This is a genomic window from Pseudomonas fluorescens, assembly GCF_000730425.1.
In the GTDB taxonomy this organism is placed as follows: domain Bacteria; phylum Pseudomonadota; class Gammaproteobacteria; order Pseudomonadales; family Pseudomonadaceae; genus Aquipseudomonas; species Aquipseudomonas fluorescens_X.
In genome coordinates this window covers 1,685,923-1,710,831 of sequence record NZ_CP008896.1, presented here as the reverse complement: position 1 = coordinate 1,710,831, position 24,909 = coordinate 1,685,923, and the positions used below count along the sequence as shown (strand labels likewise).

General features: G+C 58.5%; 27 protein-coding genes, 4 tRNA genes and 1 pseudogene. 23 read left to right on the top strand and 9 right to left on the bottom strand.

What is annotated here, in order from left to right:
- Positions 1-14: 14 nt before the first annotated feature.
- The 11 genes from HZ99_RS07325 (at position 15) to HZ99_RS07275 (ending at position 8,611) form a co-directional block, all read left to right on the top strand.
- The gene (locus HZ99_RS07325) at positions 15-647 is read left to right on the top strand and encodes a phosphoribosylanthranilate isomerase (protein WP_038442051.1); all 633 of its coding nucleotides are present in this window, start codon (positions 15-17) and stop codon (positions 645-647) included.
- Between the two features lie 244 nt (positions 648-891).
- Positions 892-1,812 carry an acetyl-CoA carboxylase, carboxyltransferase subunit beta gene (accD, locus tag HZ99_RS07320; protein ID WP_038442050.1) on the top strand — a complete coding sequence of 307 codons (921 nt, stop codon included), beginning with the start codon at positions 892-894 and terminating at the stop codon, positions 1,810-1,812.
- A complete protein-coding gene (gene folC, locus HZ99_RS07315) occupies positions 1,809-3,116 on the top strand; it encodes a bifunctional tetrahydrofolate synthase/dihydrofolate synthase (protein ID WP_038442049.1) in 1,308 nt (435 codons plus the stop codon). Before accD ends, folC begins: the two co-directional genes overlap by 4 nt.
- The gene (locus HZ99_RS07310) at positions 3,100-3,759 is read left to right on the top strand and encodes an SPOR domain-containing protein (protein WP_038442048.1); all 660 of its coding nucleotides are present in this window, start codon (positions 3,100-3,102) and stop codon (positions 3,757-3,759) included. The genes folC and HZ99_RS07310 overlap by 17 nt, the downstream gene beginning before the upstream one ends.
- 197 nt (positions 3,760-3,956) lie before the next feature.
- The gene (locus HZ99_RS07305; protein WP_038442047.1) at positions 3,957-4,514 is read left to right on the top strand and encodes a CvpA family protein; all 558 of its coding nucleotides are present in this window, start codon (positions 3,957-3,959) and stop codon (positions 4,512-4,514) included.
- A 41-nt stretch (positions 4,515-4,555) separates the two neighbouring features.
- The gene (purF, locus tag HZ99_RS07300; RefSeq protein ID WP_038442046.1) at positions 4,556-6,061 is read left to right on the top strand and encodes an amidophosphoribosyltransferase; all 1,506 of its coding nucleotides are present in this window, start codon (positions 4,556-4,558) and stop codon (positions 6,059-6,061) included.
- A 66-nt stretch (positions 6,062-6,127) separates the two neighbouring features.
- Positions 6,128-7,339, top strand: a complete 1,212-nt coding sequence (locus HZ99_RS07295; RefSeq protein WP_038442045.1) for an O-succinylhomoserine sulfhydrylase — start codon at positions 6,128-6,130, stop codon at positions 7,337-7,339.
- An 11-nt stretch (positions 7,340-7,350) separates the two neighbouring features.
- Positions 7,351-8,115 carry an SDR family oxidoreductase gene (locus HZ99_RS07290; protein WP_115284465.1) on the top strand — a complete coding sequence of 255 codons (765 nt, stop codon included), beginning with the start codon at positions 7,351-7,353 and terminating at the stop codon, positions 8,113-8,115.
- Positions 8,116-8,222: 107 nt separating this feature from the next.
- Positions 8,223-8,298 (top strand) — tRNA-Val (locus HZ99_RS07285).
- A 55-nt stretch (positions 8,299-8,353) separates the two neighbouring features.
- A tRNA-Asp gene (locus HZ99_RS07280) sits at positions 8,354-8,430 on the top strand.
- Positions 8,431-8,534: 104 nt separating this feature from the next.
- Positions 8,535-8,611, top strand: a tRNA-Asp gene (locus HZ99_RS07275).
- 190 nt (positions 8,612-8,801) lie between these two features.
- On the opposite strand, the gene HZ99_RS07270 is transcribed toward HZ99_RS07275, so the two are convergent.
- Positions 8,802-10,085 (bottom strand): NAD(P)/FAD-dependent oxidoreductase, encoded by a 1,284-nt coding sequence (locus HZ99_RS07270; RefSeq protein ID WP_038442043.1) that lies wholly within the window; start codon positions 10,083-10,085, stop codon positions 8,802-8,804.
- 184 nt (positions 10,086-10,269) lie between these two features.
- Between HZ99_RS07270 and HZ99_RS07265 the strand changes: the two genes are divergently transcribed.
- Positions 10,270-10,346 (top strand) — tRNA-Val (locus HZ99_RS07265).
- 203 nt (positions 10,347-10,549) lie between these two features.
- Here HZ99_RS07265 and HZ99_RS07260 read toward each other — a convergent pair.
- Positions 10,550-11,617 carry an SRPBCC domain-containing protein gene (locus HZ99_RS07260; RefSeq protein WP_038442042.1) on the bottom strand — a complete coding sequence of 356 codons (1,068 nt, stop codon included), beginning with the start codon at positions 11,615-11,617 and terminating at the stop codon, positions 10,550-10,552.
- A gap of 11 nt (positions 11,618-11,628) precedes the next feature.
- Entirely contained in the window at positions 11,629-11,994 is a 366-nt protein-coding gene (locus tag HZ99_RS07255) for an ArsR/SmtB family transcription factor (protein ID WP_038442041.1), read from the bottom strand.
- Positions 11,995-12,384: 390 nt separating this feature from the next.
- On the opposite strand from HZ99_RS07255, the gene HZ99_RS07250 reads away from it, so the two are divergent.
- The 10 genes and pseudogenes from HZ99_RS07250 to HZ99_RS07210 all read left to right on the top strand — a co-directional run bounded on the left by HZ99_RS07250 (position 12,385) and on the right by HZ99_RS07210 (position 20,533).
- Complete coding sequence (locus HZ99_RS07250) at positions 12,385-12,672, top strand: YciI family protein (RefSeq protein WP_038442040.1); 288 nt, start codon at positions 12,385-12,387, stop codon at positions 12,670-12,672.
- A 235-nt stretch (positions 12,673-12,907) separates the two neighbouring features.
- Positions 12,908-13,429 carry a sigma-70 family RNA polymerase sigma factor gene (locus HZ99_RS07245; protein ID WP_038442038.1) on the top strand — a complete coding sequence of 174 codons (522 nt, stop codon included), beginning with the start codon at positions 12,908-12,910 and terminating at the stop codon, positions 13,427-13,429.
- Positions 13,426-14,283: a FecR family protein gene (locus HZ99_RS07240; RefSeq protein ID WP_038442037.1), complete on the top strand. Its 858-nt coding sequence runs from the start codon at positions 13,426-13,428 to the stop codon at positions 14,281-14,283. The genes HZ99_RS07245 and HZ99_RS07240 overlap by 4 nt, the downstream gene beginning before the upstream one ends.
- 60 nt (positions 14,284-14,343) lie before the next feature.
- Positions 14,344-16,791, top strand: coding sequence for a TonB-dependent siderophore receptor (locus HZ99_RS07235; protein ID WP_038442036.1), 2,448 nt, complete (start codon positions 14,344-14,346; stop codon positions 16,789-16,791).
- Positions 16,792-16,918: 127 nt separating this feature from the next.
- Entirely contained in the window at positions 16,919-17,128 is a 210-nt protein-coding gene (locus tag HZ99_RS07230) for a hypothetical protein (protein WP_038442035.1), read from the top strand.
- Positions 17,091-17,204 (top strand): annotated as a pseudogene (locus HZ99_RS29175) (acid phosphatase); the annotation flags it as partial. The gene HZ99_RS07230 and the pseudogene HZ99_RS29175, both read left to right, overlap by 38 nt.
- A 231-nt stretch (positions 17,205-17,435) precedes the next feature.
- The gene (locus HZ99_RS07225; protein ID WP_038442034.1) at positions 17,436-18,161 is read left to right on the top strand and encodes a DUF969 domain-containing protein; all 726 of its coding nucleotides are present in this window, start codon (positions 17,436-17,438) and stop codon (positions 18,159-18,161) included.
- Positions 18,158-19,108, top strand: a complete 951-nt coding sequence (locus HZ99_RS07220; RefSeq protein ID WP_038442033.1) for a DUF979 domain-containing protein — start codon at positions 18,158-18,160, stop codon at positions 19,106-19,108. The genes HZ99_RS07225 and HZ99_RS07220 overlap by 4 nt, the downstream gene beginning before the upstream one ends.
- 7 nt (positions 19,109-19,115) lie before the next feature.
- Positions 19,116-19,754 carry a pyroglutamyl-peptidase I gene (gene pcp, locus HZ99_RS07215; protein WP_038447986.1) on the top strand — a complete coding sequence of 213 codons (639 nt, stop codon included), beginning with the start codon at positions 19,116-19,118 and terminating at the stop codon, positions 19,752-19,754.
- Between the two features lie 98 nt (positions 19,755-19,852).
- Positions 19,853-20,533: an HAD family hydrolase gene (locus tag HZ99_RS07210; protein ID WP_038442032.1), complete on the top strand. Its 681-nt coding sequence runs from the start codon at positions 19,853-19,855 to the stop codon at positions 20,531-20,533.
- Here the strand turns inward: HZ99_RS07210 and HZ99_RS07205 are convergent.
- The 3 genes from HZ99_RS07205 to csrA all read right to left on the bottom strand — a co-directional run bounded on the left by HZ99_RS07205 (position 20,520) and on the right by csrA (position 21,533).
- Positions 20,520-20,771 (bottom strand): hypothetical protein, encoded by a 252-nt coding sequence (locus HZ99_RS07205; RefSeq protein ID WP_038442031.1) that lies wholly within the window; start codon positions 20,769-20,771, stop codon positions 20,520-20,522. The two genes, HZ99_RS07210 and HZ99_RS07205, sit on opposite strands and share 14 nt — an antisense overlap.
- Before the next feature lie 90 nt (positions 20,772-20,861).
- A complete protein-coding gene (locus HZ99_RS07200; protein WP_038442030.1) occupies positions 20,862-21,128 on the bottom strand; it encodes a hypothetical protein in 267 nt (88 codons plus the stop codon).
- Between the two features lie 210 nt (positions 21,129-21,338).
- Positions 21,339-21,533 carry a carbon storage regulator CsrA gene (gene csrA, locus HZ99_RS07195; RefSeq protein WP_007920550.1) on the bottom strand — a complete coding sequence of 65 codons (195 nt, stop codon included), beginning with the start codon at positions 21,531-21,533 and terminating at the stop codon, positions 21,339-21,341.
- A gap of 247 nt (positions 21,534-21,780) precedes the next feature.
- Between csrA and HZ99_RS07190 the strand changes: the two genes are divergently transcribed.
- Positions 21,781-22,155, top strand: coding sequence for an SPOR domain-containing protein (locus HZ99_RS07190; RefSeq protein WP_080727685.1), 375 nt, complete (start codon positions 21,781-21,783; stop codon positions 22,153-22,155).
- 37 nt (positions 22,156-22,192) lie between these two features.
- On the opposite strand, the gene HZ99_RS07185 is transcribed toward HZ99_RS07190, so the two are convergent.
- The 3 genes from HZ99_RS07185 to HZ99_RS07175 form a co-directional block, all read right to left on the bottom strand.
- Positions 22,193-22,882: an endonuclease gene (locus HZ99_RS07185; RefSeq protein ID WP_038442026.1), complete on the bottom strand. Its 690-nt coding sequence runs from the start codon at positions 22,880-22,882 to the stop codon at positions 22,193-22,195.
- A 4-nt stretch (positions 22,883-22,886) separates the two neighbouring features.
- Positions 22,887-23,138 (bottom strand): DUF1654 domain-containing protein, encoded by a 252-nt coding sequence (locus HZ99_RS07180; protein WP_038442025.1) that lies wholly within the window; start codon positions 23,136-23,138, stop codon positions 22,887-22,889.
- Positions 23,139-23,331: 193 nt separating this feature from the next.
- A complete protein-coding gene (locus HZ99_RS07175; RefSeq protein ID WP_038442024.1) occupies positions 23,332-24,420 on the bottom strand; it encodes an asparaginase in 1,089 nt (362 codons plus the stop codon).
- Between the last annotated feature and the right edge of the window lie 489 nt (positions 24,421-24,909).

Sequence of the window (24,909 nt, the reverse complement as noted above, 5' to 3'; positions counted from 1 at the left end):
GAGGTTCCGACGATATGTCAGGCGTTCGCAGCAAGATTTGCGGGATTACCCGCATGGAAGACGCGCTGGCGGCAGTCGAGGCGGGGGCTGATGCCATTGGCTTTGTGTTTTATGCCAAGAGCCCCCGGGCGGTGACGGTGCAGCAGGCCCGGGCGATCATTGCCGGCTTGCCGCCGTTCGTGACCACCGTAGGGCTGTTCGTCGACGCCAGCGCCTGCGAGCTCAATGAAACCCTGGATGCCGTGCCCCTGGACCTGTTGCAGTTCCATGGCGACGAAACTCCGGACGAGTGCGCCGGTTACCATCGCCCGTATATCAAGGCACTGCGGGTCAAGGCCGGTGATGATATCGCCGCCAGTTGCGCCGCCTACACTGGAGCCAGCGGGATTCTGCTCGATGCCTATGTCGAGGGCATTCCTGGCGGTACGGGTGAAGCCTTTGATTGGTCGCTGATTCCCCAGGGCTTGAGCAAACCGATCATCCTGGCGGGCGGCTTGTGCGCCGACAATGTGGCGCAGGCCATTGCCCAGGTTCGCCCGTATGCCGTCGACGTCAGTGGCGGGGTGGAGCAGGCCAAGGGCGTCAAGGACCATGGCCGGATCCGCGCATTCATGCAGGCGGTACGCAGCAGCAGTGGCGCGATGTGACGGCTGGCAGTCTGCCGCCGTCAGTAACTACCCCTGTGTAAAACAGGCCGGCGTTGCCTTCGGGCGGCGCCAATGAAGTGGCAATCACGCACTGGCGGGTTGTCTGGAGGGCTGAGGGCAGGTGCAGGAAATGGCTGGTCGAACGTCTGACCCCGTCCTGCAGTTGTTATCGCCACATCAATGAATTTAGCTCAAGGGCATACGCGGGGCTGTGTTCAAGCCACCGGTACTGGAGAAAGAAAGCATGAGCAACTGGTTAGTAGACAAACTGATCCCCTCGATCATGCGTTCCGAGGTGAAGAAAAGCTCGGTCCCTGAAGGTCTGTGGCACAAGTGCCCATCCTGCGACGCGGTGTTGTACCGCCCGGAACTGGAAAAGACCCTGGACGTTTGCCCCAAGTGCAACCACCACATGCGTATCGGCGCCCGCGCTCGTATCGACATCTTCCTCGACGCCGATGGTCGTGCCGAGCTGGGCGCTGACCTGGAGCCGGTGGACCGCCTCAAGTTCCGCGACGGCAAAAAGTACAAGGACCGCCTGACCGCAGCACAAAAGCAGACCGGCGAAAAAGACGCGCTGATCTCCGTCAGTGGCAAGCTGCTGGGCATGCCGGTGGTGGTGTCGGCGTTTGAATTCTCCTTCATGGGGGGCTCCATGGGTGCCATCGTCGGTGAGCGTTTTGTGCGTGCCGCCAACTACGCCCTGGAAAACCGCTGCCCCATGATCTGCTTCGCCGCCTCCGGTGGTGCGCGGATGCAGGAAGCGTTGATCTCGCTGATGCAAATGGCCAAGACCTCTGCGGTACTGGCGCGTCTGCGTGAAGAAGGAATCCCGTTCATCTCCGTGCTGACCGACCCGGTCTACGGCGGCGTTTCCGCCAGCCTGGCAATGCTCGGTGACGTGATCGTCGGCGAGCCCAAGGCACTGATCGGTTTTGCCGGTCCGCGCGTGATTGAGCAGACCGTGCGTGAAAAGCTGCCAGAAGGCTTCCAGCGCAGCGAGTTCTTGCTGGAGCACGGGGCGATCGACATGATCATCGCTCGTTCCGAGCTGCGTCCGCGCCTGGGCAATCTGCTGGCACAGATGATGGGCTTGCCGACACCGGTATACGTCGCGCCTAAAGTCGAACCCATCGTTGTTCCGCCGGTGCCTGCAAACCTATGACCCAACGAACCCTGGGCGAATGGCTTGCCTACCTTGAGCAGTTGCATCCGTCAGCCATCGATATGGGCCTGGAGCGTTCGCAACGGGTAGCGGCCCGCCTTGGGTTGGGCCGGCCTGCACCGCGAGTGATCACGGTCACGGGCACCAACGGCAAGGGTTCTACCTGTGCCTTTGTCGCTGCGTTATTGCAGGCCCAGGGCTTGAAGGTTGGTGTCTACAGCTCGCCACACCTGCTGCGCTACAACGAGCGCGTGCAACTCAACGGTGTCGAAGCCACCGATGAGCAATTGTGTGAAGCCTTTGCGGCGCTGGATGCCGGGCGTGGCGAAATCTCCCTGACCTATTTCGAAATGGGCACCCTGTCTGCGTTCTGGCTGTTCGAGCGCGAACTGCTGGATGTGGTGGTGCTGGAAGTCGGTCTCGGTGGTCGCCTGGATACCGTCAATGTGGTGGATGCCGACCTGGCGCTGGTCACCAGCATAGGCGTGGACCATACCGAATACCTGGGCGATACCCGCGAATCCGTGGCTTATGAAAAGGCCGGAATCTTTCGCCAGGGCAAGCCGGCGCTGTGTGGTGACCTGGATCCGCCGCACACCTTGCTGGACAAGGTGCGTGAGCTGGGTTGCCCGTTTTTCCTGCGGGGGCGGGATTTTTCCCTGGACGTGGCCGGCGATCATTGGTCATGGCGCGGTGTCGATGCGCGGGGCCGGGCTGTCGAGTTGCACGGCCTGCCGCTGCTGAACCTGCCCATGGAAAACGCTGCGCTCGCCCTGCAAGCCTACCTGCTGCTGGATCTGCCATGGAATGCCGGGCAGATTGCCGATACCTTGCAGCGTACGCGGGTGGTCGGGCGCCTGGATCGTCGCTCGTTCGAGTGGCAGGGCAAGCGCTTGAGCCTGTTGTTGGATGTCGGGCACAACCCGCATGCTGCGCAGTACCTGGCGCGCCGTTTTTCGCACCAGGCTCCGGCGGGTCGACGCCTGGCGGTGTTTGGCTTGTTGTCGGACAAGGATCTGGAGGGTGTGGTCGCGCCCTTGTTGAGCGGTGTGCAGTCTTGGGCTGTCGCCCCGCTGGATACCCCTCGTACCCGCATGGCCGATGATGTGCAGGCTGTGTTGCAGAACCTTGGCGCGATGGTGACGTCCCATGCAAGCGTGGCCGCTGCGTTGGAGGCTCAATGCACGGTAGCGACGGCCGAGGACGAGATTCTGTTGTTCGGATCATTTTATTGTGTTGCCGAGGCGCTTGAGTGGTTGGCCCGGCGCTCCACGGAGGAAGCTGCACATGGCATTACTGGATAGCGCGTACAAGCAGCGAATGGTTGGAGCCCTGGTGCTGGTGGCATTGGCGGTGATTTTCCTGCCGATGCTGTTTTCCCGCCAGGACGAGCAGCGCCAGGTAACGGTTGAAGCGCCGGCTGCGCCACAGGCCCCGGTGATGCCGCAGGTCCAGGTCGAGCCGGTGGTGGTGCCCGAGCCGCAGGCGTTGCCCGAGGAAGAGCCGGTGCCGAGCGATGCGGACATCGCCGAGCAGCAAGCGCCTTCGGCGCCGATCCCGCCGAGCGTCCCTGTAGTAAAGCCTACCCCCGTACCCGTGGTGGCGGCCAAGCCTGCTGCACCTGCTCCGGCGCCAAAGCCGGTGGCGCCGCAGCCTGCTGCACCGGGAAAACCAGATGTGGGTCAAAGTCGTATCGATCCCAACGGCCTGCCAATCAGTTGGTCGGTGCAGCTCGCCAGCCTGTCCAATCGCGAAAGTGCCGAAGCCTTGCAGAAAACCCTGCGCAGCCAGGGCTATAACGCTTATATCCGTACTGCCGATGGCAAGAACCGGGTGTTTGTTGGGCCGCTGATCGAGCGTGCCGAGGCTGACCGCCTGCGGGACCTGCTGGGGCGCCAGCAAAACCTCAAGGGTTTCGTGGTGCGCTTCCAGCCAGAACGCGGCTGATTCTGGCAATACACTCCAAATGTGTGTGCAGGCTTGTGTGGGAGCGGGCAAGCCCGCTCCCGCATTGGTTTTTGCCTGTCTTGAGATGGCCGCCGCTTGCCACAACCCATTGATTTGCAATGGACCGCCAAACACCGCTTACCGATAGCCCAACGCTCTGCTAAAATGCGCCGCCTTATCCGTCTGTAGGCTGCACTGTGCCATTTACCTGGGTTGATTGGGCGATCGTAGCCATCATCGTCATCTCCGCATTGATCAGTCTAAGCCGCGGCTTCGTCAAAGAAGCATTATCGCTGCTGACCTGGATTGTTGCAGGAGTCGTCGCCTGGATGTTCGGCGGATCCCTGGCCGTTTACCTGGCCGGCTATATCGAAACACCTTCGGCTCGCGTCATTGCGGGCTGCGCCATCATGTTCATCGCCACGCTGCTGGTGGGGGCAATGGTCAATTATCTTATCGGCGAATTGATACGTGTCACCGGCCTCTCCGGGACCGATCGATTTCTCGGCATGGCCTTCGGTGCTGCGCGTGGCGCATTGCTGGTGGTTGTTGCGGTCGGGCTGCTGAGCCTGGGCCCGGTACAGCAGGATGCATGGTGGCAAGAGTCGAGCCTCGTGCCAAAATTTCTATTGGTTGCAGACTGGTCCAAGAACCTCATATTGGGGTGGAGCAGTCAGTGGCTGGCCAGCGGTATCAGCGTACCCGCTGATATTCCGTTCAAGGAACATCTCTTGCCGGGCAACACGCCGCAGTAAGTAGTGTTCAGTCAAGATTCATTAAGTAGGGGTTGCGTCGCATGTGTGGCATCGTCGGTATCGTCGGTAAGTCGAACGTCAATCAGGCGCTGTATGACGCGCTAACCGTCCTCCAACACCGCGGCCAGGACGCTGCCGGTATTGTGACCAGCCACGACGGCCGGTTATTCCTGCGCAAGGACAATGGCCTGGTGCGTGACGTGTTCCATCAGCGTCACATGCAGCGCCTGGTCGGGCACATGGGCATCGGGCATGTGCGTTATCCGACTGCCGGTAGCTCGACTTCGGCCGAAGCTCAACCGTTCTACGTCAACTCGCCCTACGGCATCACCTTGGCGCATAACGGCAACCTGACCAATGTTGAACAACTGGCCAAGGAGATTTACGAATCTGACCTGCGCCACGTCAACACCAGTTCCGATTCGGAAGTGCTGCTCAACGTGTTCGCCCACGAACTGGCCCAGCGCGGCAAGTTGCAGCCGACCGAAGAAGACGTATTCGCGGCAGTGACTGACGTGCACAACCGCTGCGTGGGTGGCTACGCGGTCGTGGCAATGATCACCGGCTACGGTATCGTTGGTTTCCGTGACCCCCATGGCATCCGTCCTATCGTGTTCGGCCAGCGCCATACCGACGAGGGCGTCGAGTATATGATCGCCTCCGAAAGCGTATCCCTGGATGTACTGGGTTTTACCCTGGTGCGCGACCTGGCCCCTGGCGAAGCGGTGTACATCACCGAAGACGGCAAGCTGCACACCCGCCAGTGCGCGATCAGTCCGAAGCTCACCCCGTGCATCTTCGAGCACGTCTACCTGGCGCGTCCGGATTCGATCATTGACGGTGTCTCGGTGTACAAGGCGCGCCTGCGCATGGGCGAGAAGCTCGCCGAGAAGATCTTGCGCGAGCGCCCGGAGCACGACATCGACGTGGTGATCCCTATCCCGGACACCAGCCGCACCGCCGCGCTGGAGCTGGCTACCCGCCTGGGCGTCAAGTTCCGTGAAGGTTTTGTCAAGAACCGCTACATCGGTCGCACCTTCATCATGCCGGGCCAGGCGGCTCGCAAGAAGTCGGTACGCCAGAAGCTCAACGCCATCGAACTGGAGTTCCGGGGCAAGAACGTGATGCTGGTGGATGACTCCATCGTGCGTGGCACCACGTGCAAGCAGATCATCCAGATGGCCCGCGAAGCCGGGGCGAAGAATGTGTACTTCTGTTCCGCTGCGCCTGCCGTGCGCTACCCCAACGTTTACGGGATCGACATGCCGAGTGCCCACGAACTGATTGCGCACAATCGCTCGACCCAGGATGTGGCTGACCTGATCGGCGCAGACTGGTTGATCTATCAGGATCTTCCTGACTTGATCGAAGCGGTTGGCGGCGGCAAGATCAAGATCGAGCAGTTCGATTGCGCGGTCTTCGATGGCAAGTACGTGACCGGTGACGTCGACGAGGCTTACCTGAACAAGATCGAGCAGGCGCGCAACGACTCCTCGAAGATCAAGACCCAGGCGGTCAGTGCGATCATCGATCTGTACAACAACTGAGTAACTACCGGCCCTGAGGGGCCGGTTTTGCATCTTAAACAAAGAATTGAGTGAAGGAGTGGCAGCATGAGTCAGGAATGGGATGCCGGTCGGTTGGACAGCGACCTCGATGGCGTGGCTTTCGATACCCTGGCTGTGCGCGCTGGCCAGCACCGCACGCCGGAAGGTGAGCACGGCGACCCGATGTTCTTCACCTCCAGCTACGTGTTCCGCACTGCGGCGGACGCGGCGGCCCGCTTTGCTGGCGAGGTGCCGGGCAATGTCTACTCCCGCTACACCAACCCGACGGTGCGCGCCTTCGAAGAGCGCATCGCGGCGCTGGAAGGGGCAGAGCAGGCTGTCGCCACGGCGACGGGGATGGCTGCCATCCTCGCGGTGGTCATGAGCCTGTGCAGTGCCGGTGATCACGTGTTGGTATCGCGCAGCGTGTTTGGTTCGACCATCAGCCTGTTCGAGAAGTACTTCAAGCGCTTTGGCATTGAAGTGGACTACGTGCCTTTGGCGGACCTGTCGGGCTGGGACGCGGCTATCAAGGCCAATACCAAGCTGCTGTTCGTCGAGTCGCCGTCCAACCCGCTGGCAGAGCTGGTGGACATCGCCGCCCTCGCCGAAGTGGCGCACGCCAAGGGCGCGAAGCTGGTGGTGGATAACTGCTTCTGCACGCCAGCCCTGCAGCAGCCGCTGAAGCTGGGGGCAGATATCGTGGTGCATTCGGCCACCAAGTTCATCGATGGCCAGGGTCGTTGCATGGGCGGTGTGGTTGCCGGCCGTGGCGAGCAAATGAAGGAAGTGGTGGGCTTCCTGCGCACTGCTGGCCCGACCCTGAGCCCGTTCAATGCCTGGATTTTCCTCAAGGGCCTGGAAACCCTCAGCCTGCGGATGAAAGCCCATTGCGCCAATGCCCAGGCCCTGGCCGAGTGGCTGGAGCAGCAGGACGGCATCGAGAAAGTCCATTACGCCGGCTTGAAGAGCCACCCACAACACGAGTTGGCCCAGCGTCAGCAGCGTGGGTTTGGTGCGGTGGTCAGTTTCGAGGTCAAGGGCGGCAAAGAGGGGGCATGGCGCTTTATCGACGCCACGCGCCTGATTTCCATCACTGCCAACCTGGGTGATAGCAAAACCACCATTACCCATCCAAGCACAACTTCCCATGGTCGTCTGGCCCCGCAGGAGCGCGAAGCGGCGGGTATCCGTGACAGCTTGATCCGCGTTGCAGTGGGCCTGGAAGACGTGGCTGACTTGCAGGCCGACCTGGCTCGCGGGCTGGCTGCCTTGTGATCGAGTGGTCCCTGGAGGCGGCTGGTGCCAGTAATGGCCGGGTCGCGTTGGTGACGGGTGCTGCACGGGGTATCGGCCTGGGGATCGCTGCCTGGTTGGTCAGTGAAGGCTGGCAAGTGGTGCTGGCTGATCTGGATCGCGAGCGGGGTGCCAAGGTGTCCAAGGTGCTGGGTGATAACGCCTGGTTTATCACCATGGACGTGGCTGATGAGCAGCAGGTGGCCCTTGGGGTTGCCGAAGTGCTTGGCCAGTTCGGACGCCTGGATGCCCTGGTATGTAATGCCGCGGTGGCCGACCCGCGTAATTTCACGTTGGATAGCCTGGACCTGGCCTACTGGAATCGGGTGCTGGCGGTGAACCTCAGTGGGCCGATGCTGCTGGCCAAGCACTGTGCGCCCTACCTGCGCGCCCATGGCGGTTCGATCGTTAACCTGGCCTCGACCCGGGCCCGGCAGTCTGAGCCTGATACCGAGGCTTATGCTGCGAGCAAGGGCGGCCTGTTGGCCCTGACTCACGCGTTGGCTATCAGCCTGGGGCCGGAGGTGCGGGTCAATGCCGTCAGTCCTGGCTGGATCGACGCCCGTGATCCCGCTGCGCGACGTGCCGAGCCGCTGACTGACGCTGATCATGCGCAGCATCCGGCGGGCAGAGTGGGGACAGTTGAGGATGTGGCGGCGATGGTGGCCTGGTTGTTGTCGCGTAGCGCAGGGTTCGTGACGGGGCAGGAGTTCGTGGTGGATGGCGGGATGAGCAAGAAGATGATTTACAGCGAGTAGGGCGGGGAGCTGTCTTGCAGTGATTTTGTCTTTTTCAGAAAAACTTCAAGCAGGCTATTGACTTAGGTCCGCTACCTGCGTAAATTTCGCGGCCTCAACGAAGCAAAGGGTGATTAGCTCAGCTGGGAGAGCATCTGCCTTACAAGCAGAGGGTCGGCGGTTCGATCCCGTCATCACCCACCACTTCTTGAGAGTTTTGCCTTCGGGCAGGACGCAACGTTAAAGGTTGCACCGACGCGCAGCGGTAGTTCAGTCGGTTAGAATACCGGCCTGTCACGCCGGGGGTCGCGGGTTCGAGTCCCGTCCGCTGCGCCATATTTTCCAGGTCCGATGTTCGGGTTTGAGATTGAACGGCCAAGGCTGTTCAGTCAGATGTTTTAAGGCGGTTGAAGGTGACACTTCAGCAGTCTGAGCGATACGCAGCGGTAGTTCAGTCGGTTAGAATACCGGCCTGTCACGCCGGGGGTCGCGGGTTCGAGTCCCGTCCGCTGCGCCATATCTGTTCCAGGGTCCACTGAACACCCTGAGAGCGCCAAGCGAGCGTCATGCTCGGTTGGATCGATAGCAAAGACCCTGGTCGAAAGGCCGGGGTTTTTTGTGTCTGTTGTTTTTGTAGGAGTCGGCTTGCCGGCGATGGCGCCATCAAAATCGCCATCGCCGGCAAGCCGGCTCCTACAGTGAGTGTGTCAGAAGCCCAGCTTGTCCCGTAGCCCGTAGTACCACGCGCCCAGCGCCGCAAATGGTGTACGCAGCAATTGGCCGCCGGGGAATGGGTAGTGCGGCAGGTCGGCAAATGCGTCAAAACGCTCTGCCTGGCCTCTGAGGGCTTCGGCCAGGACCTTGCCAGCCAGGTGCGTATAGGTCACGCCATGGCCACTACAGCCCTGGGAGTAGTAGAGGTTGTCGCCGATGCGACCGACCTGGGGTAGACGTGACAGGGTCAGCAGGAAATTTCCGGTCCAGGCGTAGTCGATTTTTACATCTTTCAACTGTGGAAAGGCCTTGAGCATCTTTGGCCGGATGATTGCTTCGATGTTTGCCGGGTCCCGTGCGCCATATACCACGCCACCGCCGAAGATCAGGCGCTTGTCGCTGGTTAGTCGGTAGTAGTCGAGCAGGTAGTTGCAATCTTCGACACAGAAATCCTGGGGTAGCAGGGTGCTGGCCAGCTCATCGCCCAGCGGCGCCGTGGTAATGACCTGTGTGCCACAGGGCATCGACTTGGCAGCCAACTCAGGCACCAGGTTGCCCAGATAGGCGTTGCCAGCGACGATAATGAATTTAGCCCTCACCTTGCCTTGGGCGGTGTGGACTACGGGGTTGGCGCCACGCTCGATGCGTACGGCGGCGGACTGTTCGTAAATGCTGCCGCCCAGAGACTCCACGGCCGCCGCTTCACCCAATGCCAGGTTGAGCGGATGGATGTGCCCGCCACTCATGTCCAGCAGGCCGCCCACGTAGTTCTCACAGGCCACCACCTCGCGAATGCGGTGCTCGTCGAGCAACTCCAACTGAGTATGGCCATAGCGTTCCCACAAACGCTTCTGTGACTCCAGGTGGCCCATGTGCTTGCTATTAAGTGCAGCGAATACGCCGCCGTCCTTCAAGTCGCATTGGATCTGGTACTTAGCTACCCGCTCACGAATGATCCTGCCGCCCTCAAATGCCATGTGTCCCAATAGCTGTGCCTGCTGAGGACCGACGCTGCGCTCGATCACATCGATATCACGGCTGTAGCTGTTGACGATCTGGCCACCATTGCGCCCGGACGCACCGAAACCCACCTTGGCGGCTTCCAGCACCGTCACACGAAAACCGTTCTCCAGCAGGAACAGCGCGCTCGACAACCCGGTATAACCGGCACCGATCACACACACATCGGTTTCGACCTCACCTTGCAGCACTGGCCGGGGAGGAACCGCATTGGCGGACGCGGCGTAATACGACTGGGGGTAGGGGGTGTTCGCCATACTGGAACCTCTGTTTTATATTTTTTACGAGTGCGCCGATCCTACCTCAGTTGAAAATGCCCTGCCAGCCACCCGAAAAAAGCAGCGCTGCTGATAAAAAATAAAAAATTCGCATATTCATAGGCTTAGCTGCAAAAAAGGTGTTGACACCCCTCGGGAATTCCGTAGAATGCCGCCTCACAGCAGGCACGTAGCTCAGTTGGTTAGAGCACCACCTTGACATGGTGGGGGTCGTTGGTTCGAGTCCAATCGCGCCTACCAAACAAAATCCGCTCTGCTGGGCGGTCTAGAAGGGCTCACCGAAAGGTGGGCCCTTTTTTGTTGTCACCCAAAAATGAAAAGCTACGAAGTTCCCTTTCCTGGTAGAGCATTCGTTTATCGTTGAGCCGTCATGAAAGAGGCCTCGTGCTTGAGGCCTTTTTATATAGAGATGTTCTAATGGTGAGCTGCCCTCAACTAAGCGTTTACTCCGTTACTTTAAAGCTCTGCCGTTCGTGCATTGCGGACAAGGCACGCGAAACATTGGGGTATTTTTTTAACAGCTCTGCTCCTTCAGGGAACATCACTACGCTGCTAATCATCGGAGCAAGAAACAAGTCAGCCATGGACAGTTCATTACCTACTAGATAATTACGGTTTTCATATACTTGTTCGAACAAGGCAAAGTACTTTTCGATATCTGGCACAGCCGCATCAATCACCGCACGGTCGGGCTGACCGTTTCCGCCCTTGGGGAAGATGTATTGGAGCAAATAGCGACTTATCATCGCATCATATACATGGCAGTTGATCAGGCTGATCCACTGCTCCCCACGTGCACGCTGTAGCAGGTTACCTTTTGGTAATAGGCTGGGACCCTCGAACGCATCTTCTAGATAGGAAAGGATCGCTCGCGTTTCATACAAAGAAATAGGGCCATCGCATAGTACAGGTACGCGACCGAAGGGATTGTGCGCAAGAATTTCCGGAGAGTGAGGCAGGGCGGACTGATGTGTATAGGGAATGCCCTTCTCTTCCAGTGCCATGCGTACAGTACGGACATAGGGGCTGGCCGATAACCCAATCAGAGTGAGAGTGTTGGCGCGGCCATCGGGATCCAGGAAGTCGTTGAGGTGATTGAGCACTGAGGTCCAGCCAGTTTTATGCAAATCGCAGCTCTCAGTATCGGGGAAGCCACTATGGCGCATGTGCAGGTGGGTGCCGCCTTTTTCTTCGGTCAGGGTGACTTCAATCAGTGTTTTGGGCTGATTTGATGATGCGTCCCCTTGTTGGCGCCAGCTATAGGCCAGAAAGTTGGCGCGATCAAGCGTGAAGTACTCGCCTCCTATTGTGTGCGTCGTCCCGTTTCGATTGGCCGCTACGATACGATATTGGCCACCGATACGTGCATCGGCGCTGGCCTCCAGTACATGCATACCGCGTGGGCAATGCCAAACTGCCAGTGCATTCTGGTCCGTGAATGCATCAAAAACTTTCTCGCGTGGGGCACGGATGAAGCGGTTCATCTCTAGCTGAAAGGTAGCTTGAGTCATGATGATTTCCTTCACGTTTCGGTGGTATTGACGCTAGTCGTGGCGTCTGTGGTGTGGGCGTTTTCTACAAATTCCACAAGATTATCGAGATTGCTTTCCCAGTGGCGGCGATACATCTCCAGCCAGTTGTGGGCTTCGTGCAGGACGTCGGCCCGCAGGTGGCAAATGCGCCATCGGGCACTGATCTCCCGCCCAATCAAGCCTGCATCGGCCAGTACACGCAGATGTTTGGAAATGGCCGGAGCGGAGATATCGAATGGGCGCGCCAGCTCACCGACCGGCGCATCGCCTTCGGACAAGCGGGCCAGGATGGCGCGGCGGGTTGGGTCCGCTAATGCGGCAAACACGGCTGAGAGTTGATCGTTGGTTGATTTCATGGTTTCATTTAACCTCATGGTTAATTGATGGTCAAGTGAGACATCAGGCTCACGTTGTGGCACCGGGAGCAGGAGGCTTTGGGGAGGGGGCTTCTTGATGGCACGCGATGCGAGCTTGTCGAGCGTTGCAGGTAAGTCCCGCCTCACCAAAGTTTAGATAACGGTAATGACATTAAATAATTTTACAGGAGGTTGGCGAGCTTTAAGTTCATGGGGGGTATGAGTTAGTTGAGCGTTTGAGATGAAGTGTTATTCGGGTCGCGCTGATGGCATCGGACGTCATGCTGTATATGGGCGAGCTGTCTTGAATGGCCTGGTGAAATTTAATCTAGGAATATGGTTTGCAATGTTGCATTCATAAACTTGATCTGATCGCTGTAGGAGGCAATTATGTTTTTTATTATTCTTCGATTCACTGGGGACGAAGTTCGTGCAGCTGAGTTTATGGACGGCCATATGGCCTACATAAAAAAAGGATTCGATGATGGTGTTTTTCTTGTCGGTGGGCCGATTTTGCCAGCTCAGGGCGGGGGGATAATTGCGCACGGTATTTCACGTTCGGAATTAGAGGCGCTAGTGTCAAGCGACCCGTTTGTTATAGAGCATGTTGTCGAACCTGAAATTCTTGAGGTGAATCCATTGCATATGGATAAACGACTAGAGTCAATTCTCCGTTGAAGATGTGAGTGAGGCTGGTTCTGAACCTGCTCAATGGACGGTGGGGAAGGGGGAGAACTGCGGTCGGCCAGTGCACCGACGCACCCCGGATGGGGCATGTGTCGGGATAGGGGATTGTAGTTGGCCGGCAGGACCCGGCCAATATACCTGCTTCAAATGTAAAGTATTCGCATTTATACTGCGCGCAATTGCACCGTTTTCCAGGGCATCCGTTTCTTTCTTCGCGCAGGTCATCGTGCAGGTCGACCCTTCTAAACCCACACTGTTGGCAGCATTGGTTCGGCACTACGACGAACTGGTGGATCATGTGCGCCGACGTTTTGGTGAGCGGATTTTTGCCCGTGAAGTGATACACGACTTGTGCCTGCAGTTGCTTGAGCAGGATGAAAAACCAGGTGTGCGCACGCCAATCGCGTTGTTGCGCAAAATCGCCAGTGACATGGCGATCAGCCGCTACCGTAGCGAACGCCGCCGCGAGGCCTTGGTTGTCGGCGTTTCACAGTTACCGCCAGTAGTTTGCGGTGCTCCGAGCCAGGAGCGTCATCTTGATGGGGAACGGGCTCTGGAGCTGCTTACCGAGGCGATTGCCAGTCTGCCGCCGCGCTGCCAAATGGTGTTTGTCATGCACAAGGTGCATGAGCTGCCCCAGGCCGAGGTGGCCGCGCGCCTGGGGATTTCCCTGAAAACCGTCGAGAAGCATCTGCGCCAGGGCATGGGGATCTGCCGCGTGCACATGGGGACAGAGGTCTTGCCATGAGTCGCGCCCCTTACAAGAGCAAGGACTTGAGCCCGGAAGACGAGGCCATTGCGCGGTTTCGTGAGGACCTCAAGCAACGTTTTCCGCTGCCTCCTCCGGTTCCCGCTAAAAACAAACGCCCGACAGGAAAAGCGCTTGGGTTGTTGCTGTTGGCAATTGTTGCGGGTGTGGCGTGGATTGATCCCGCGTACCGCAGCGAAGACTTTGCCAGCCAGGTCGGGCAGCGCCAGGCGTTGCAGTTGGCTGATGGTACTCAGGTCCTGCTCGACAGTAATACGCAGATGACGATCACATGGCATCTGCGCAGTCGCCAGGTCGAGCTGAAAACGGGGCAGGCGTTGTTTGAGGTAGCGCCGATGGTGTACCGCCCATTCCTGGTGGATGCCGGGTTGGCTGTGGTGCGAGTGGTGGGTACCCGCTTTAACGTCAGGAGACAGGAACAGGATGTCCAGGTCACCGTGGCTGAGGGCAAGGTCGCTGTGCGGGCGTCCGCCACAGGTTCAGTCGCAGCACTGGAGCCTGGGCAGCAGTTACGTTTGCATAAGGGGCAAGAGGTTCTGGTGAGGCGGGTCGATGTGGGTGATGTCACCGCCTGGCAACAAAGCCGGCTGGTCTTTGAAAGCACCCCGCTTGAGGAGGTCATCGACACACTGCAGCGCTATCACCGGCAACCCATAAGGCTCATGGACGCCAGGCTTGCCCGCCTGCCGGTTTCCGGTGTGTTTGACAGCGGTCACGTTGATCGTTTGCTGGCACTGTTGCCCGGCATCCTGCCGTTGAGCGTGTCCACCGCTGCCGACGGCTCGGTTTTGATCGACTCCCAAGGCAAAAAAAATAATCTTCAACCGAGGTAGGGTTGCGCTGCCGTGGTGGCGGCTATCTCCCTGTAACCCTACTTCGTGGAGAGTAAAAACGTGAGTCAGTCCTTCCTGCGTGCGCCGGTGCGCCTGTCCTTGCTGGCCAGCAGCTTGCTCCTGAGCCAATGGTCGTTGGCAGAGTCTGCGCCGGTTGATTTCGATGTCCCGGCCGCATCGTTGGAGAAGTCCCTCAATGCCGTGGCCCGGCAATCCTCGGCACAGATTCTGTTCGCCAGTGAAATCACCACAGGCAAGACCGCGCCAGCGCTACGGGGTCGCTACACGTTGCAGGAAGCCCTTGAGCGGTTGCTCGGTAAAAGTGGGCTGACTGTACAGGCGCGGGACGAACAGACGTTCCTTGTGGTCCAGGGCGACACGGCCAAGGCCGCCCAAGCCCAGGATTCCGGGCAGGCCACAATGGAGTTGGCCAGCCTGACGATCAGCGCATCGCGGCTCGACAGCGACGTGGTGCCCCAGGCTCGCCAGGTCAATGTCATCGAGCACAAACAGCTGGAGCAACTGCGCCAGGGCTCGGACAGCCTCGCCACGTTGCTGGCCAAAAGTGTTCCGGGCATGGCCGACTCAAGCCGCACCATTACCGACTACGGGCAGACTCTGCGCGGGCGTACGATGCTGGTCCTGGTCGATGGTGTTCCGCTCAATACCAACCGCGATTCCTCGCGCAACCTGGCGAACATCGACCCGGCGCTGATCGAGCGTATCGAAGTGATCCGTGGCAGCAGTGCGATCTACGGTGCAGGTGCGACCGGTGGCATCATTTCTATCACCACCCGTCCCGCGGGTGGCGAGCCGCGTGCTACCACCAGCCTGAGCGCTGTCTCGCCCCTGAGCAAGTTGGGCAGTGATGGCCTGGGCGGCCAGTTGCAGCATCACGTAACCGGGTCCCAGGGCATGGTGGATTACGCCCTGGACTTTGGCGCCCGGCGCATTGGCGCCTCCTACGATGCCAAGGGGCACCGACTTGCACCAGAACCCAGCCAGGGTGATCTGTTCGATTCCAACACCTACAATATTGGCGGCAAACTGGGCTTGCGTATTGATGACGTCCAGCGCATCCAGCTTTCTGCCAGCCATTACAATGCCGAGCAAGACACTGACTATACCTCCGACCCGTCTGTGGCCAGGCTTCCTGCGGGCTCGGTGCCCGCACGCCCGTTGTCCGGCCTTTCGTTGGCCGAGCAGAACCAGATAAAGAACACCTTGCTCAACCTGGAGTACGCCCACTCCGACGTATTTGGCGGCACGCTCAATACGCAGTTCTACTACCGCGACTACTTCACTCGGTTTACGCCGTTCGATGCCCGCGCAGTGGCGACACGCGGGCGCAATGTCGACCAGGTCATGCAGAACAGTGAAGTGTTCGGTAGCCGCGTCACGCTACGCACGCCTCTGGGGAGCCAGGGCAATACGGAATTGTTGTGGGGCGCTGACTTCAACCAGGAGCGCAGCGACATGCCTATCGATATCTTCGACCCACAGGCCTATGACGCCAGCGGCGGCAGGGTGTTTGACAAGATCGGCAAGCTCACTTACATGCCCGACCTGACAACCCGCAGTCTCGGCGGCTTTGCACAGTTGCAACATAAGCTCAACGACCAATGGTCGGTGGAGGGCGGTGTACGTTATGAATACGCTACCGCCCAATACGATGACTTTATCCCGCTCTCGGAGTCGGCAGCGACCTCGCCGGCCACTGTCCGCGGGGGCAAGGTTCATTACGATTCGGTGCTGTCCAACATCAGTCTGACTTACTCACCGGTAGCGGGCCAGGAGATCTACGCGGCGTTCAGCCAAGGTTTCCAATTGCCCGATATCGGTGTGCAGATGCGTAATGCCCGGCGTGGATTCGATATCGGTTCTTCCAACCTGGAACCGGTGAAAACCAACAACTATGAGTTGGGATGGCGCGGTGCGCTGGGTGAACAGACATTGGCTTCGCTGGCGGTGTTCTACACCACCTCCAAGCTTGGGGATGTGCAGAGCTTCAACAATGGCCTGATCCTGACCCGTACCAAAGAGCGAATTTATGGGGTTGAAGGCAGTGCCGACTGGCTGACCGACGATGAGCGCTGGGGCGCTGGTGGCACCTTTACCTGGATCAAGGGCCGGGAGCAGCCCGAAGGCCGTGACTGGCAGGACATGACTGGGTACCGCATCCCGCCGCTCAAACTGACTGCCTACCTGGAGTTCAAACCGACCGAGGACTGGAGCAACCGTGTGCAAGCCACCTATTTCGACGGCGCCGACTATCGCCTGGACGGTGTTGCAAGTTTTGGACGGCGCAAGGTCGACAGTTACACCACCGTCGATATGATCAGCCAATACCAACTCAGTGAAAATGATCAGGTCAGCCTGGGGATCCAGAACCTGTTCAATCGCAGTTACTACCCGCTCTACAGCCAACTGATGCGTAGTAGCAACAACACCAGCCACCTGCCTGCGCCGGGTACGGTACTGACCGCAAGTTACACACATCAGTGGTAAACCGGGCTGTGTTTGCGGGAGTTGCGTCTGATTGATCCACTATCGCGACCCCCATATCGAGGCGGCCTGCAGGGTGTTATAGAACAACACCCTTGCAGTGCTTTCTGAGGCTGTCTAGACCTTGAATATGGGTTTGAAAATGAATGTAGATAAAAACAACAAGATCCTGGCCGCTCCCATTATTTTCTCGCTTTTGATGCTTCAGTGCGTACCGGCATGGTCCGGGCAAGCAACAGGCGGTGTTTCCAATGATTTGACGGCAGCCGTCGCCTGGAGGCAGACGGCAGCTGAATTCGAAGCCTACCGATGGGCATTGGCTGAAAGCCATTTTTGGTGATTCCGAGCCACCAGCCACGTCGCAAAACAGCGCAAAATTCAAGGCCGCTGCCGGCTCCAGGGCTTGGCAGCCCTGATCGAGCGGGTTTATGCGCGAGGGCATGCCCCTTATTACCTGCCATCCCCTCACAAACTTTATTGATTTGCAGCAACAATTTTTCTTGTTGGACACCCTCCGCTCCAAGCAGCAAAGATGCCCGCCAATGACCCTCGACCTATCCGGTCAATAATAAAAATCCGCGTCGGGCTGCCCGTTATTGCTTATCAGCGGTACAGGCGTCGCAGCACGCAATCAAGGACTCAACGCCATGCAAACTGTTGTGAACCTTTGGCCGCTGATTGGCGTGCTCGTCATCGTGGTCGGCTTTGTGTTGCGCTTCAATCCGTTGCTGGTGGTGACGGCAGCGGCCATTGCCACCGGGTTTGCCGCCCACTTTCCCCTGGAAAAAATTCTCGCCACCATGGGCGATGGCTTCCTGCAGACCCGCGCCTTGCAACTGATCCTGTTGTTGCCCCTGGCCGTTATCGGCCTGCTGGAGCGCCATGGTCTGCGTCTACATGCGCAGAACTGGATTGCGCGCTTCGAGCGCGCCACTGTCGGGCGTCTGTTGATCATCTATCTGTTTGTTCGCGAATCCACGGCAGCCATGGGTTTGACCAGTCTTGGTGGCCATCCGCAGATGGTGCGCCCGTTGCTGGCCCCCATGGCTGAAGGGGCTGCCGAAAAGCGCTTTGGCAAGCTGCCGGACAAAGTGCGCCACAAGGTCCTGGCAATGTGTGCCGCTACTGACAATGTGGGGCTGTTTTTTGGTGAAGATATCTTCGTGGCCTTTGGTGCGATTGCACTGATGCACACCTTCCTCTTGGGCTCGGGCATTGATGTCGAACCGCTGCACATTGCGGTGTGGGGCATCCCCACGGCCATTTGTGCGTTCATTGTCCACGCGATACGTTTGCACCGCTTCGACCGAAGGCTGACGCGCGAGCTGACGGCCGCTACGCCAGCCACCGCTCAGGCGGAGGCCGCGCAATGATCATTTCCATTCAATACCTGTACTGGCTCGCTGGCGTGTTGCTGCTGATCACTGCCGGCATGATCCTGGCTGACCGAACCCACCCCAAGCGCTGGTCAAGCGCGTTGTTCTGGCTGCTGTTCGCCATACCATTCCTGGTGGGTGAGCATCTGCCGTCCGTGGTCGTGGGGGTTGGCGTGGTGCTGATGGCGCTGATCGCCGGGCTCGGCGGGGTCGGGCGTGGCACGCATGCCGAATTGCACGACAAAGCCTCACGCGCCAGTGCTGGCCGGTTGGGCCATAAGTTGTTTATTCCGGCCCTGGCCATTCCGTTGACTACCGTGATCGGCTCCGTGCTGCTCAAGAACGCCGAGATTGGCGGTGTGCCGCTGCTGGACCCGAAAAACACCACGTTCGTATCTCTTGGCCTCGGCTGCCTGATCGCCCTGGGGTTGGCCTGCTGGCTGACCCGCGATACACCGGTGCAGGCCTTGCGTGAGTCGCGACGCCTGACCGAGGCATTGGGCTGGGCGATGGTGCTGCCGCAGATGCTGGCGATGCTCGGCCTGCTGTTTAATGAGGCCGGGGTTGGCACGGCTGTGGCGCATGTCACCACCACCTATATCAACCTGGACTACAAGCTGGTGGCGGTGATGGTCTATGTGTTGGGCATGGCGCTGTTCACCGTGATCATGGGCAATGGTTTTGCTGCCTTTCCGGTGATGACCGGCGGTGTTGGCGTGCCGGTGCTGGTGGGCATTTATGGTGGCAACCCGGCGGTAATGGCGGCCATCGGCATGTTTTCCGGCTACTGCGGTACGTTGATGACGCCGATGGCGGCGAACTTCAATATTGTGCCTGCGGCGCTGCTGGAGTTGCCGGACAAAAACGCGGTGATCAAGGCGCAGATGCCCACGGCGTTGATGATGTTGCTGGTCAACATTGTTCTTCTTTATGTGTTGATGTGAGGTGGTGATGGGGACTGTGCTGCTGACGGGGTTCGAGCCGTTCGATCAAGACCTGATCAACCCTTCCTGGGAGGCGGTACGCCTGCTGGACGGCGTGCAATTGCAAGAAGGCGTGACGATCGTCGCCCGCCAATTGCCCTGTGCCTTCGCCACTGCTGGTGTCTACTTGAGGCAGTTGTTGGCCGAACATCAACCGCAACTGGTGATTGCTACTGGTCTTGGGCCTGGGCGCAGCGATATTTCCATTGAGCGGGTTGCGATCAACCTCAACGATGCGCGAATCCCGGACAACCTCGGTGCGCAACCCATCGATACAGCGGTGATCCCCGAAGGTCCGGCTGCCTACTTCAGCACCTTGCCGGTCAAGGCCATGATCAAGGCGGTCCATGAGGCCGGGATCGCGGCTTCGGTCTCGCATACGGCGGGCACTTTCGTATGCAATCAGGTGTTCTACAGCCTGCAGCATGCCCTGGCAGGGTCGGGTGTGCGCAGTGGGTTTATCCATGTTCCTTATCTGCCAGGGCAGGGGGCTGGGCCTCAACCTTCGATGTCGCTGGCGACAACGGTTGAAGGGCTTAGGGTTGCGCTCCTGGCCGCCTGGAATACGCCGCGTGATATCGCAGAGAGTGCTGGCCAGGTGTGCTGATGCCCTGGCGCGTCTTCCTGCGTTTACAAGGCCTGGGTCGACCCGTAGATTGCATCAGGGCCCGATAACGGGCGACGAGCGCAAGAGGAAACCCAACAGTGTCCGCCAAAGACCCGGTCGTATTTGATCGTCAATACCGTGCATTTCTGTTTGATATGGACGGCACCCTCCTCAACTCCATCGCCGCTGCAGAGCGAGTCTGGGCCGCTTGGGCTGTGCGTCATGGCCTGGACGTCGAAGCGTTCCTGAGCACTATTCATGGTGTGCGGGCCATCGACACGATCAATCGCCAGGCCCTGCCAGGGGTGGATGTGCAGGCTGAGGCGCGTGGTATTACCGAGGCGGAGATCGAGGACGTGGAGGGCGTGGTGGCAATCCCTGGTGCCGTGGCCTTTCTGCAAGGCTTGCCTGCGCATTGCTGGGCCGTGGTCACATCTGCGCCCAGGATCCTCGCTGTACGCCGTATGCAGGCTGCAGGCCTGGTGCCGCCGACCGTCATGGTGACGGCTGAGGATGTGGCCAACGGTAAGCCAGATCCGGCCTGCTACCTGTTGGGCGCGCAGCGTTTGGGGGTGCCGATGGGCGAGTGCCTGGTGTTCGAGGATGCGCCGGTGGGGATCCGCGCAGGCGAGGCGGCAGGTGCGGACGTGGTGGTGGTGACATCGGCGCATGGCGAACCGATGCTGACGGCGCATCCGACGATTGCAAGTTATGACGAGGTGCATGTCCAGTGTGATGCTGCCGGTTGGCTGCGCTTGTTGCCATCTACACTGGCTTGAATGCCATGCCACGCCTGGTCAGCAGGATGTTCTTGGCGCCAATCCACTGATAGCCCAATGGGTCGATAACGTGGCCGTGGGTGAAGGTGCCCGTGATCAGCTTCAGCAGATAAAGCTCGCGCAGGCCAGCGAGGACTTCATCGGGCCTGCCCTGCAACTCGGTGAAAGATTTTGGGTGATCTGCGCAGAGTTGCTCGATCAGGGACTGCAGGGTCTTGGCGTTATGTTCTATGTCCATATCGATAACGTTTTTTATGAAATGTAAGGGTATGGGTGCTGCCGAGGCGGATAGTTCCTCATATTTTTAATATAGGATCCAATCACTGCTTCAAGAAGGGCTTTTCTGGCGAGTATGCCCAAACGCTCGGCGCTTGAGTTTGCGCTGGATGGCGGCCTGAAGGGGCTTGAGGCAGAAGCAGAACAGATAACCACCCAGAAACAGTGCCAGGTCAGGCCACGAATCGGCATCCTGCGCGGTGGCGCTATCTTCCATGTAAAACCTGAGGCCGTATCCGATTGCCACGAAGGCCAAGGCAATCAGTAGCGCAATCATCCAGGATTTGAAGGCATAAGGTTCTTTGCGGGATCGCCTCATCAACGCGCTCCGAAGGCACTGTAAGGTTCTGTTTCGTTGTGCAGGGATTTGTCTACTAAACGTTCAGCAAGTTCCGTGGCTGAACCCGTGTGCTGACCACTGGCGGTTGGGCCTGGCGCGAGCGTTGCGCTGATCTCGGAATACCGTAGACAGGCCAAGGGGCTTTCGCCAGCCGTTACAGGGGACGAGCGGGCTGGCTACTGAGGGGTTTCAAGGTGTTTCGCGTTTGTCCGGTGCAGTCAATCCAGCCTGGATGCGCTGGTAAATTTCTTCGCGATGCACGGCAACATCCTTGGGAGCATTGATGCCGATTCTTACTTGCTGGCCGCTAACGCCCAGAATGGTGATCGTAATGTCATCACCGATATTTATGCTTTCACCGACTTTGCGGGTGAGTATCAGCATGGACTTCTCCTTGATTGCTTTGAAGGACGCATGTTTCTAACAGGGCGGATGTCGGTTATGTGTAGCTTACTGTGAAGCGCTTCCCTGTGGCTGCCTCTTTAGGACGCATGGAGGCAGCATTAATTCCCATGACGCCATCATACAGGTCTGGGAAACATCCTTCGCAATGTTTAAGCCAACGTTTATGACGGCCAGAATAGACAGTGAATGATAAAGTTGCCTCTTTGATCCTTAAAGGGGCAGGGCAGTGCGTAAAGTAGCGATGGCAATTGTGGTATTGGCATTGGCCGGATGCGGTGACGGGCCTAATCTCGACACCCCCCGAGACAAGGCTGAAGCCGCCAAGGCCCAGGCTCCTGCGGTTGCCGCCGTGCAGTGGGATGTCCTGGTGCGCTCGCCGGACAACAAATTGCAGGCGCTGACCGACCTGACCGCCTGGTTGCTGGAAAACGGTTTCACGTTCTATCTGGCCAAGGAAGACGGCAAGGACCTGGTGTTGTTGGGGCCGTTCGCCAGCAAGGCCGAAGCTGAGGCGAAACAGACCCAGTTACAGGAACGACTGGTGAAAAAGAAGAAAACCGACGCCGAGTCGCTGGTGATCGAGCATAAGACCCGCCAGTAATCGGCGGGTTAACGGGATCCGCGGATCCCGCTTGCGCCTATCCGCAAGCCTTCAGGTTCACCGGGCCGACGAAGTCATTGCCACGTCCCATCACGCAGGCCACGGTTTGATTGCGTTGCTGCTCCCAGGGCTGCACGGGATAGGTCCGGTTCCAGGCTTCATACAGCTGGCGGTCCTGTTTCGACAGGCGCAGGCCATATTGTTTACTCATGTAAAAGTAAGTCCGGGCAATCATCCCGCGGATGGACGGCCGGGGCATGACCTTCTTGGCCTTGAAGTCCACTTGGGTCAGGCATGAACCATATTGCCCGCTCTGCATCGGCAACCAACCAAAGCTGAAATTGTTGCGATCGCCATTGACCTCGCCAATGCTCGGTACCAGGTTGTGCAGGTCAGCTTCGGCACGCTTGAATAGGTTATCGGTGCGGGTGCAGTTTTTGCGCCCGCCGTCTTGCCAGCACTGGCGTTGATGACCGATTTGCCACGCCGGGACAATGTGCTCCCATTCGATGCGCGCCGCGCGATTGGCGTTTTTACGTGGGATGTAGCCGCAGGCCTTCAGATCTACCCGGTTACCCGTGTATTTGCAGCCGCAATAGAACTCCGTGGATTGCGGGGCGTAAAGTTTCCAGGCGATTTTCTTGGCTTCACTGAAGGTGCGTGGGGCTTGGGCTTGGGCGGCGCTGGCAAACAAAACACAGAGCAAGGCGATAAAACGGACACTCATTGACTCAATCTTCCTTCGGTACGACCCAGAAAATCTGTACGCCACCATCATCGCGATAGGCGAGGGTGACGTTGTCGTTTTCTGCAATTTCCTCCAGTAGTCGTGCCCATTCGTCCTCGGGTTCCTCGGGCAGGCGAAAAATCAACGCGGCCTTGTTTTTTTGGGCGTTGGTGGAGTTGATGATTTTTTGCACGCGGATCGCCAGGCGTTGGTAGGCGTCGGGAGGTATTGGTGTTGCAGAGGAGGGCTTGGCCACGAGGAGTCCTTAGTTAGCTGTACGAACATACAGTATTTAACTGTGAGAAAATTCGCAACTGCTTAAAATTCAAGAAGTCCGTGTGACAGCGGTTTACGCGGATTGGTGTACAGCAAGGATTCTGTAGGAGCCGGCTTGCCGGCGATGGCGTCCTTGAGACCTCCATCGCCGGCAAACCGGTTGCATCAGTGACTCAGTATTCCCAGAACATGCGCTGCAGTTCCTTGCTGTCCTGGGTCTTGGTCAGGGCGACCATTGCCAGGATGCGGGCTTTCTGCGGGTTCAGGTCATGGGCCACGACCCAGTCGTATTTGTCGTCAGGCTGTTCGGCATTGCGCAGAACGAAGCCGCCGGCATTGACGTGGGAAGAACGAATGATCTGTACGCCTTCCTTGCGCAGTTCCTGCAGGGCTGGAACTACCTTGGCCGGAACCGAGCCATTGCCGGTGCCGGCATGGATGATGGCTTTGGCGCCAGCCTGGGCAAGGGCTTTGTAGGCGGTGTCGCTGACGTTGCCATAACCGTAGGCAATTTCAACGTCCGGCAGGCTCTTGATGTTCTTGATATCGAATTCAGAGTTCATGGTATGGCGCTTGGCCGGCAGGCGGAACCAGTAAGACTTGCCTTCTACGACCATGCCCATCGGGCCCCATGGGCTTTTGAAGGCTTCGGTCTTGATGTTGATCATCTTGCTCACGTCGCGACCCGACTGGATCTCGTCGTTCATGGTCACCAGTACGCCTTTGCCGCGTGCGTCTTTGCTACCGGCAACGGCGACGGCGTTGTACAGGTTGAGCATACCGTCGGCCGACATGGCAGTGCCTGGGCGCATGGAACCCACGACTACGATGGGCTTGTCGGTTTTCTCTACCAGGTTGAGGAAGTAGGCGGTTTCTTCGAGGGTGTCGGTGCCGTGGGTGATCACGATGCCGTCCACGTCCTTGCTGTCGGCCAGTTCGGCGACACGACGACCCAGTTGCAGCAGGTTGTCGTTGGTGATGCTCTCGGAAGCGATCTGCATCACTTGCTCGCCACGCACGTTGGCGATCTGGCTGAGTTCGGGAATGCCGGCGATCAATTGTTCGATACCGACCTTGGCCGCCTGGTAGGTGGCGCTGTTGGCGGCACTGGCGCCAGCGCCGGCGATGGTGCCGCCAGTGGCCAGGACAACCACGTTGGACAGCTTGGTCTTGGATTCAACTTCCTTGGCCTGGGCGGCAACAGGAAAGAGCAGCAGCAGGGCTAAAGCGCCCGGAACAAAGTTCTTGAGTGCAGATTTCATTATTTTTCTCTCTAGTTTTGATGAGTGCGTGTGCAGGTTCATCCAGAACACCCCGGGCTGCGCTGAGCGCCACAAGGTGCTGATTCAGAGCAGGATTTGTACCAGCGGGATTTTGTTTGGGAATTGAATTTAACTAATTGATTTAGATCACTTTTTCTAATTTTTGAATGTTGTTTTTTTCAGCGTGCGTCCGAATTTCCGAACGCGAAGAGCCTTCGGTGTTCGGTTGTCCGAAAATGGCCGTGAAAAAATCCGCCTCAACCTTCTGAAATCTCCCCGAAGACCTGTCGCTTTAGAGAACGAGCAACCCACCCGCCGGTTTAGCCATGGGCAACTTAAGCTGTAGGGCTGATGGTAGAGCGGGCGCTGAAAAATCCCTTTTCTTTCGTTGACAAATTCCGGTCGCCTTCGCATAGTTCGATCAACGCAAACGTTTGCGAGTTGTTTCACGGGCGCTCCATGAGTGACGTGAAGGTACGAACGTTGCCC

Excerpts from the sequence above, each read along its gene's own strand:
- HZ99_RS07325 (WP_038442051.1), top strand. The coding sequence starts at position 15 with ATGTCAGGCGTTCGCAGCAAGATTTGCGGGATTACCCGCATGGAAGAC.
- accD (WP_038442050.1), top strand. The coding sequence starts at position 892 with ATGAGCAACTGGTTAGTAGACAAACTGATCCCCTCGATCATGCGTTCC.
- folC (WP_038442049.1), top strand. The coding sequence starts at position 1,809 with ATGACCCAACGAACCCTGGGCGAATGGCTTGCCTACCTTGAGCAGTTG.
- HZ99_RS07310 (WP_038442048.1), top strand. The coding sequence starts at position 3,100 with ATGGCATTACTGGATAGCGCGTACAAGCAGCGAATGGTTGGAGCCCTG.
- purF (WP_038442046.1), top strand. The coding sequence starts at position 4,556 with ATGTGTGGCATCGTCGGTATCGTCGGTAAGTCGAACGTCAATCAGGCG.
- HZ99_RS07295 (WP_038442045.1), top strand. The coding sequence starts at position 6,128 with ATGAGTCAGGAATGGGATGCCGGTCGGTTGGACAGCGACCTCGATGGC.
- HZ99_RS07270 (WP_038442043.1), bottom strand. The coding sequence starts at position 10,085 with ATGGCGAACACCCCCTACCCCCAGTCGTATTACGCCGCGTCCGCCAAT.
- HZ99_RS07260 (WP_038442042.1), bottom strand. The coding sequence starts at position 11,617 with ATGACTCAAGCTACCTTTCAGCTAGAGATGAACCGCTTCATCCGTGCC.
- HZ99_RS07255 (WP_038442041.1), bottom strand. The coding sequence starts at position 11,994 with ATGAAATCAACCAACGATCAACTCTCAGCCGTGTTTGCCGCATTAGCG.
- HZ99_RS07250 (WP_038442040.1), top strand. The coding sequence starts at position 12,385 with ATGTTTTTTATTATTCTTCGATTCACTGGGGACGAAGTTCGTGCAGCT.
- HZ99_RS07240 (WP_038442037.1), top strand. The coding sequence starts at position 13,426 with ATGAGTCGCGCCCCTTACAAGAGCAAGGACTTGAGCCCGGAAGACGAG.
- HZ99_RS07230 (WP_038442035.1), top strand. The coding sequence starts at position 16,919 with ATGGGTTTGAAAATGAATGTAGATAAAAACAACAAGATCCTGGCCGCT.
- HZ99_RS07225 (WP_038442034.1), top strand. The coding sequence starts at position 17,436 with ATGCAAACTGTTGTGAACCTTTGGCCGCTGATTGGCGTGCTCGTCATC.
- HZ99_RS07220 (WP_038442033.1), top strand. The coding sequence starts at position 18,158 with ATGATCATTTCCATTCAATACCTGTACTGGCTCGCTGGCGTGTTGCTG.
- pcp (WP_038447986.1), top strand. The coding sequence starts at position 19,116 with ATGGGGACTGTGCTGCTGACGGGGTTCGAGCCGTTCGATCAAGACCTG.
- HZ99_RS07205 (WP_038442031.1), bottom strand. The coding sequence starts at position 20,771 with ATGGACATAGAACATAACGCCAAGACCCTGCAGTCCCTGATCGAGCAA.
- HZ99_RS07200 (WP_038442030.1), bottom strand. The coding sequence starts at position 21,128 with ATGAGGCGATCCCGCAAAGAACCTTATGCCTTCAAATCCTGGATGATT.
- csrA (WP_007920550.1), bottom strand. The coding sequence starts at position 21,533 with ATGCTGATACTCACCCGCAAAGTCGGTGAAAGCATAAATATCGGTGAT.
- HZ99_RS07185 (WP_038442026.1), bottom strand. The coding sequence starts at position 22,882 with ATGAGTGTCCGTTTTATCGCCTTGCTCTGTGTTTTGTTTGCCAGCGCC.
- HZ99_RS07175 (WP_038442024.1), bottom strand. The coding sequence starts at position 24,420 with ATGAAATCTGCACTCAAGAACTTTGTTCCGGGCGCTTTAGCCCTGCTG.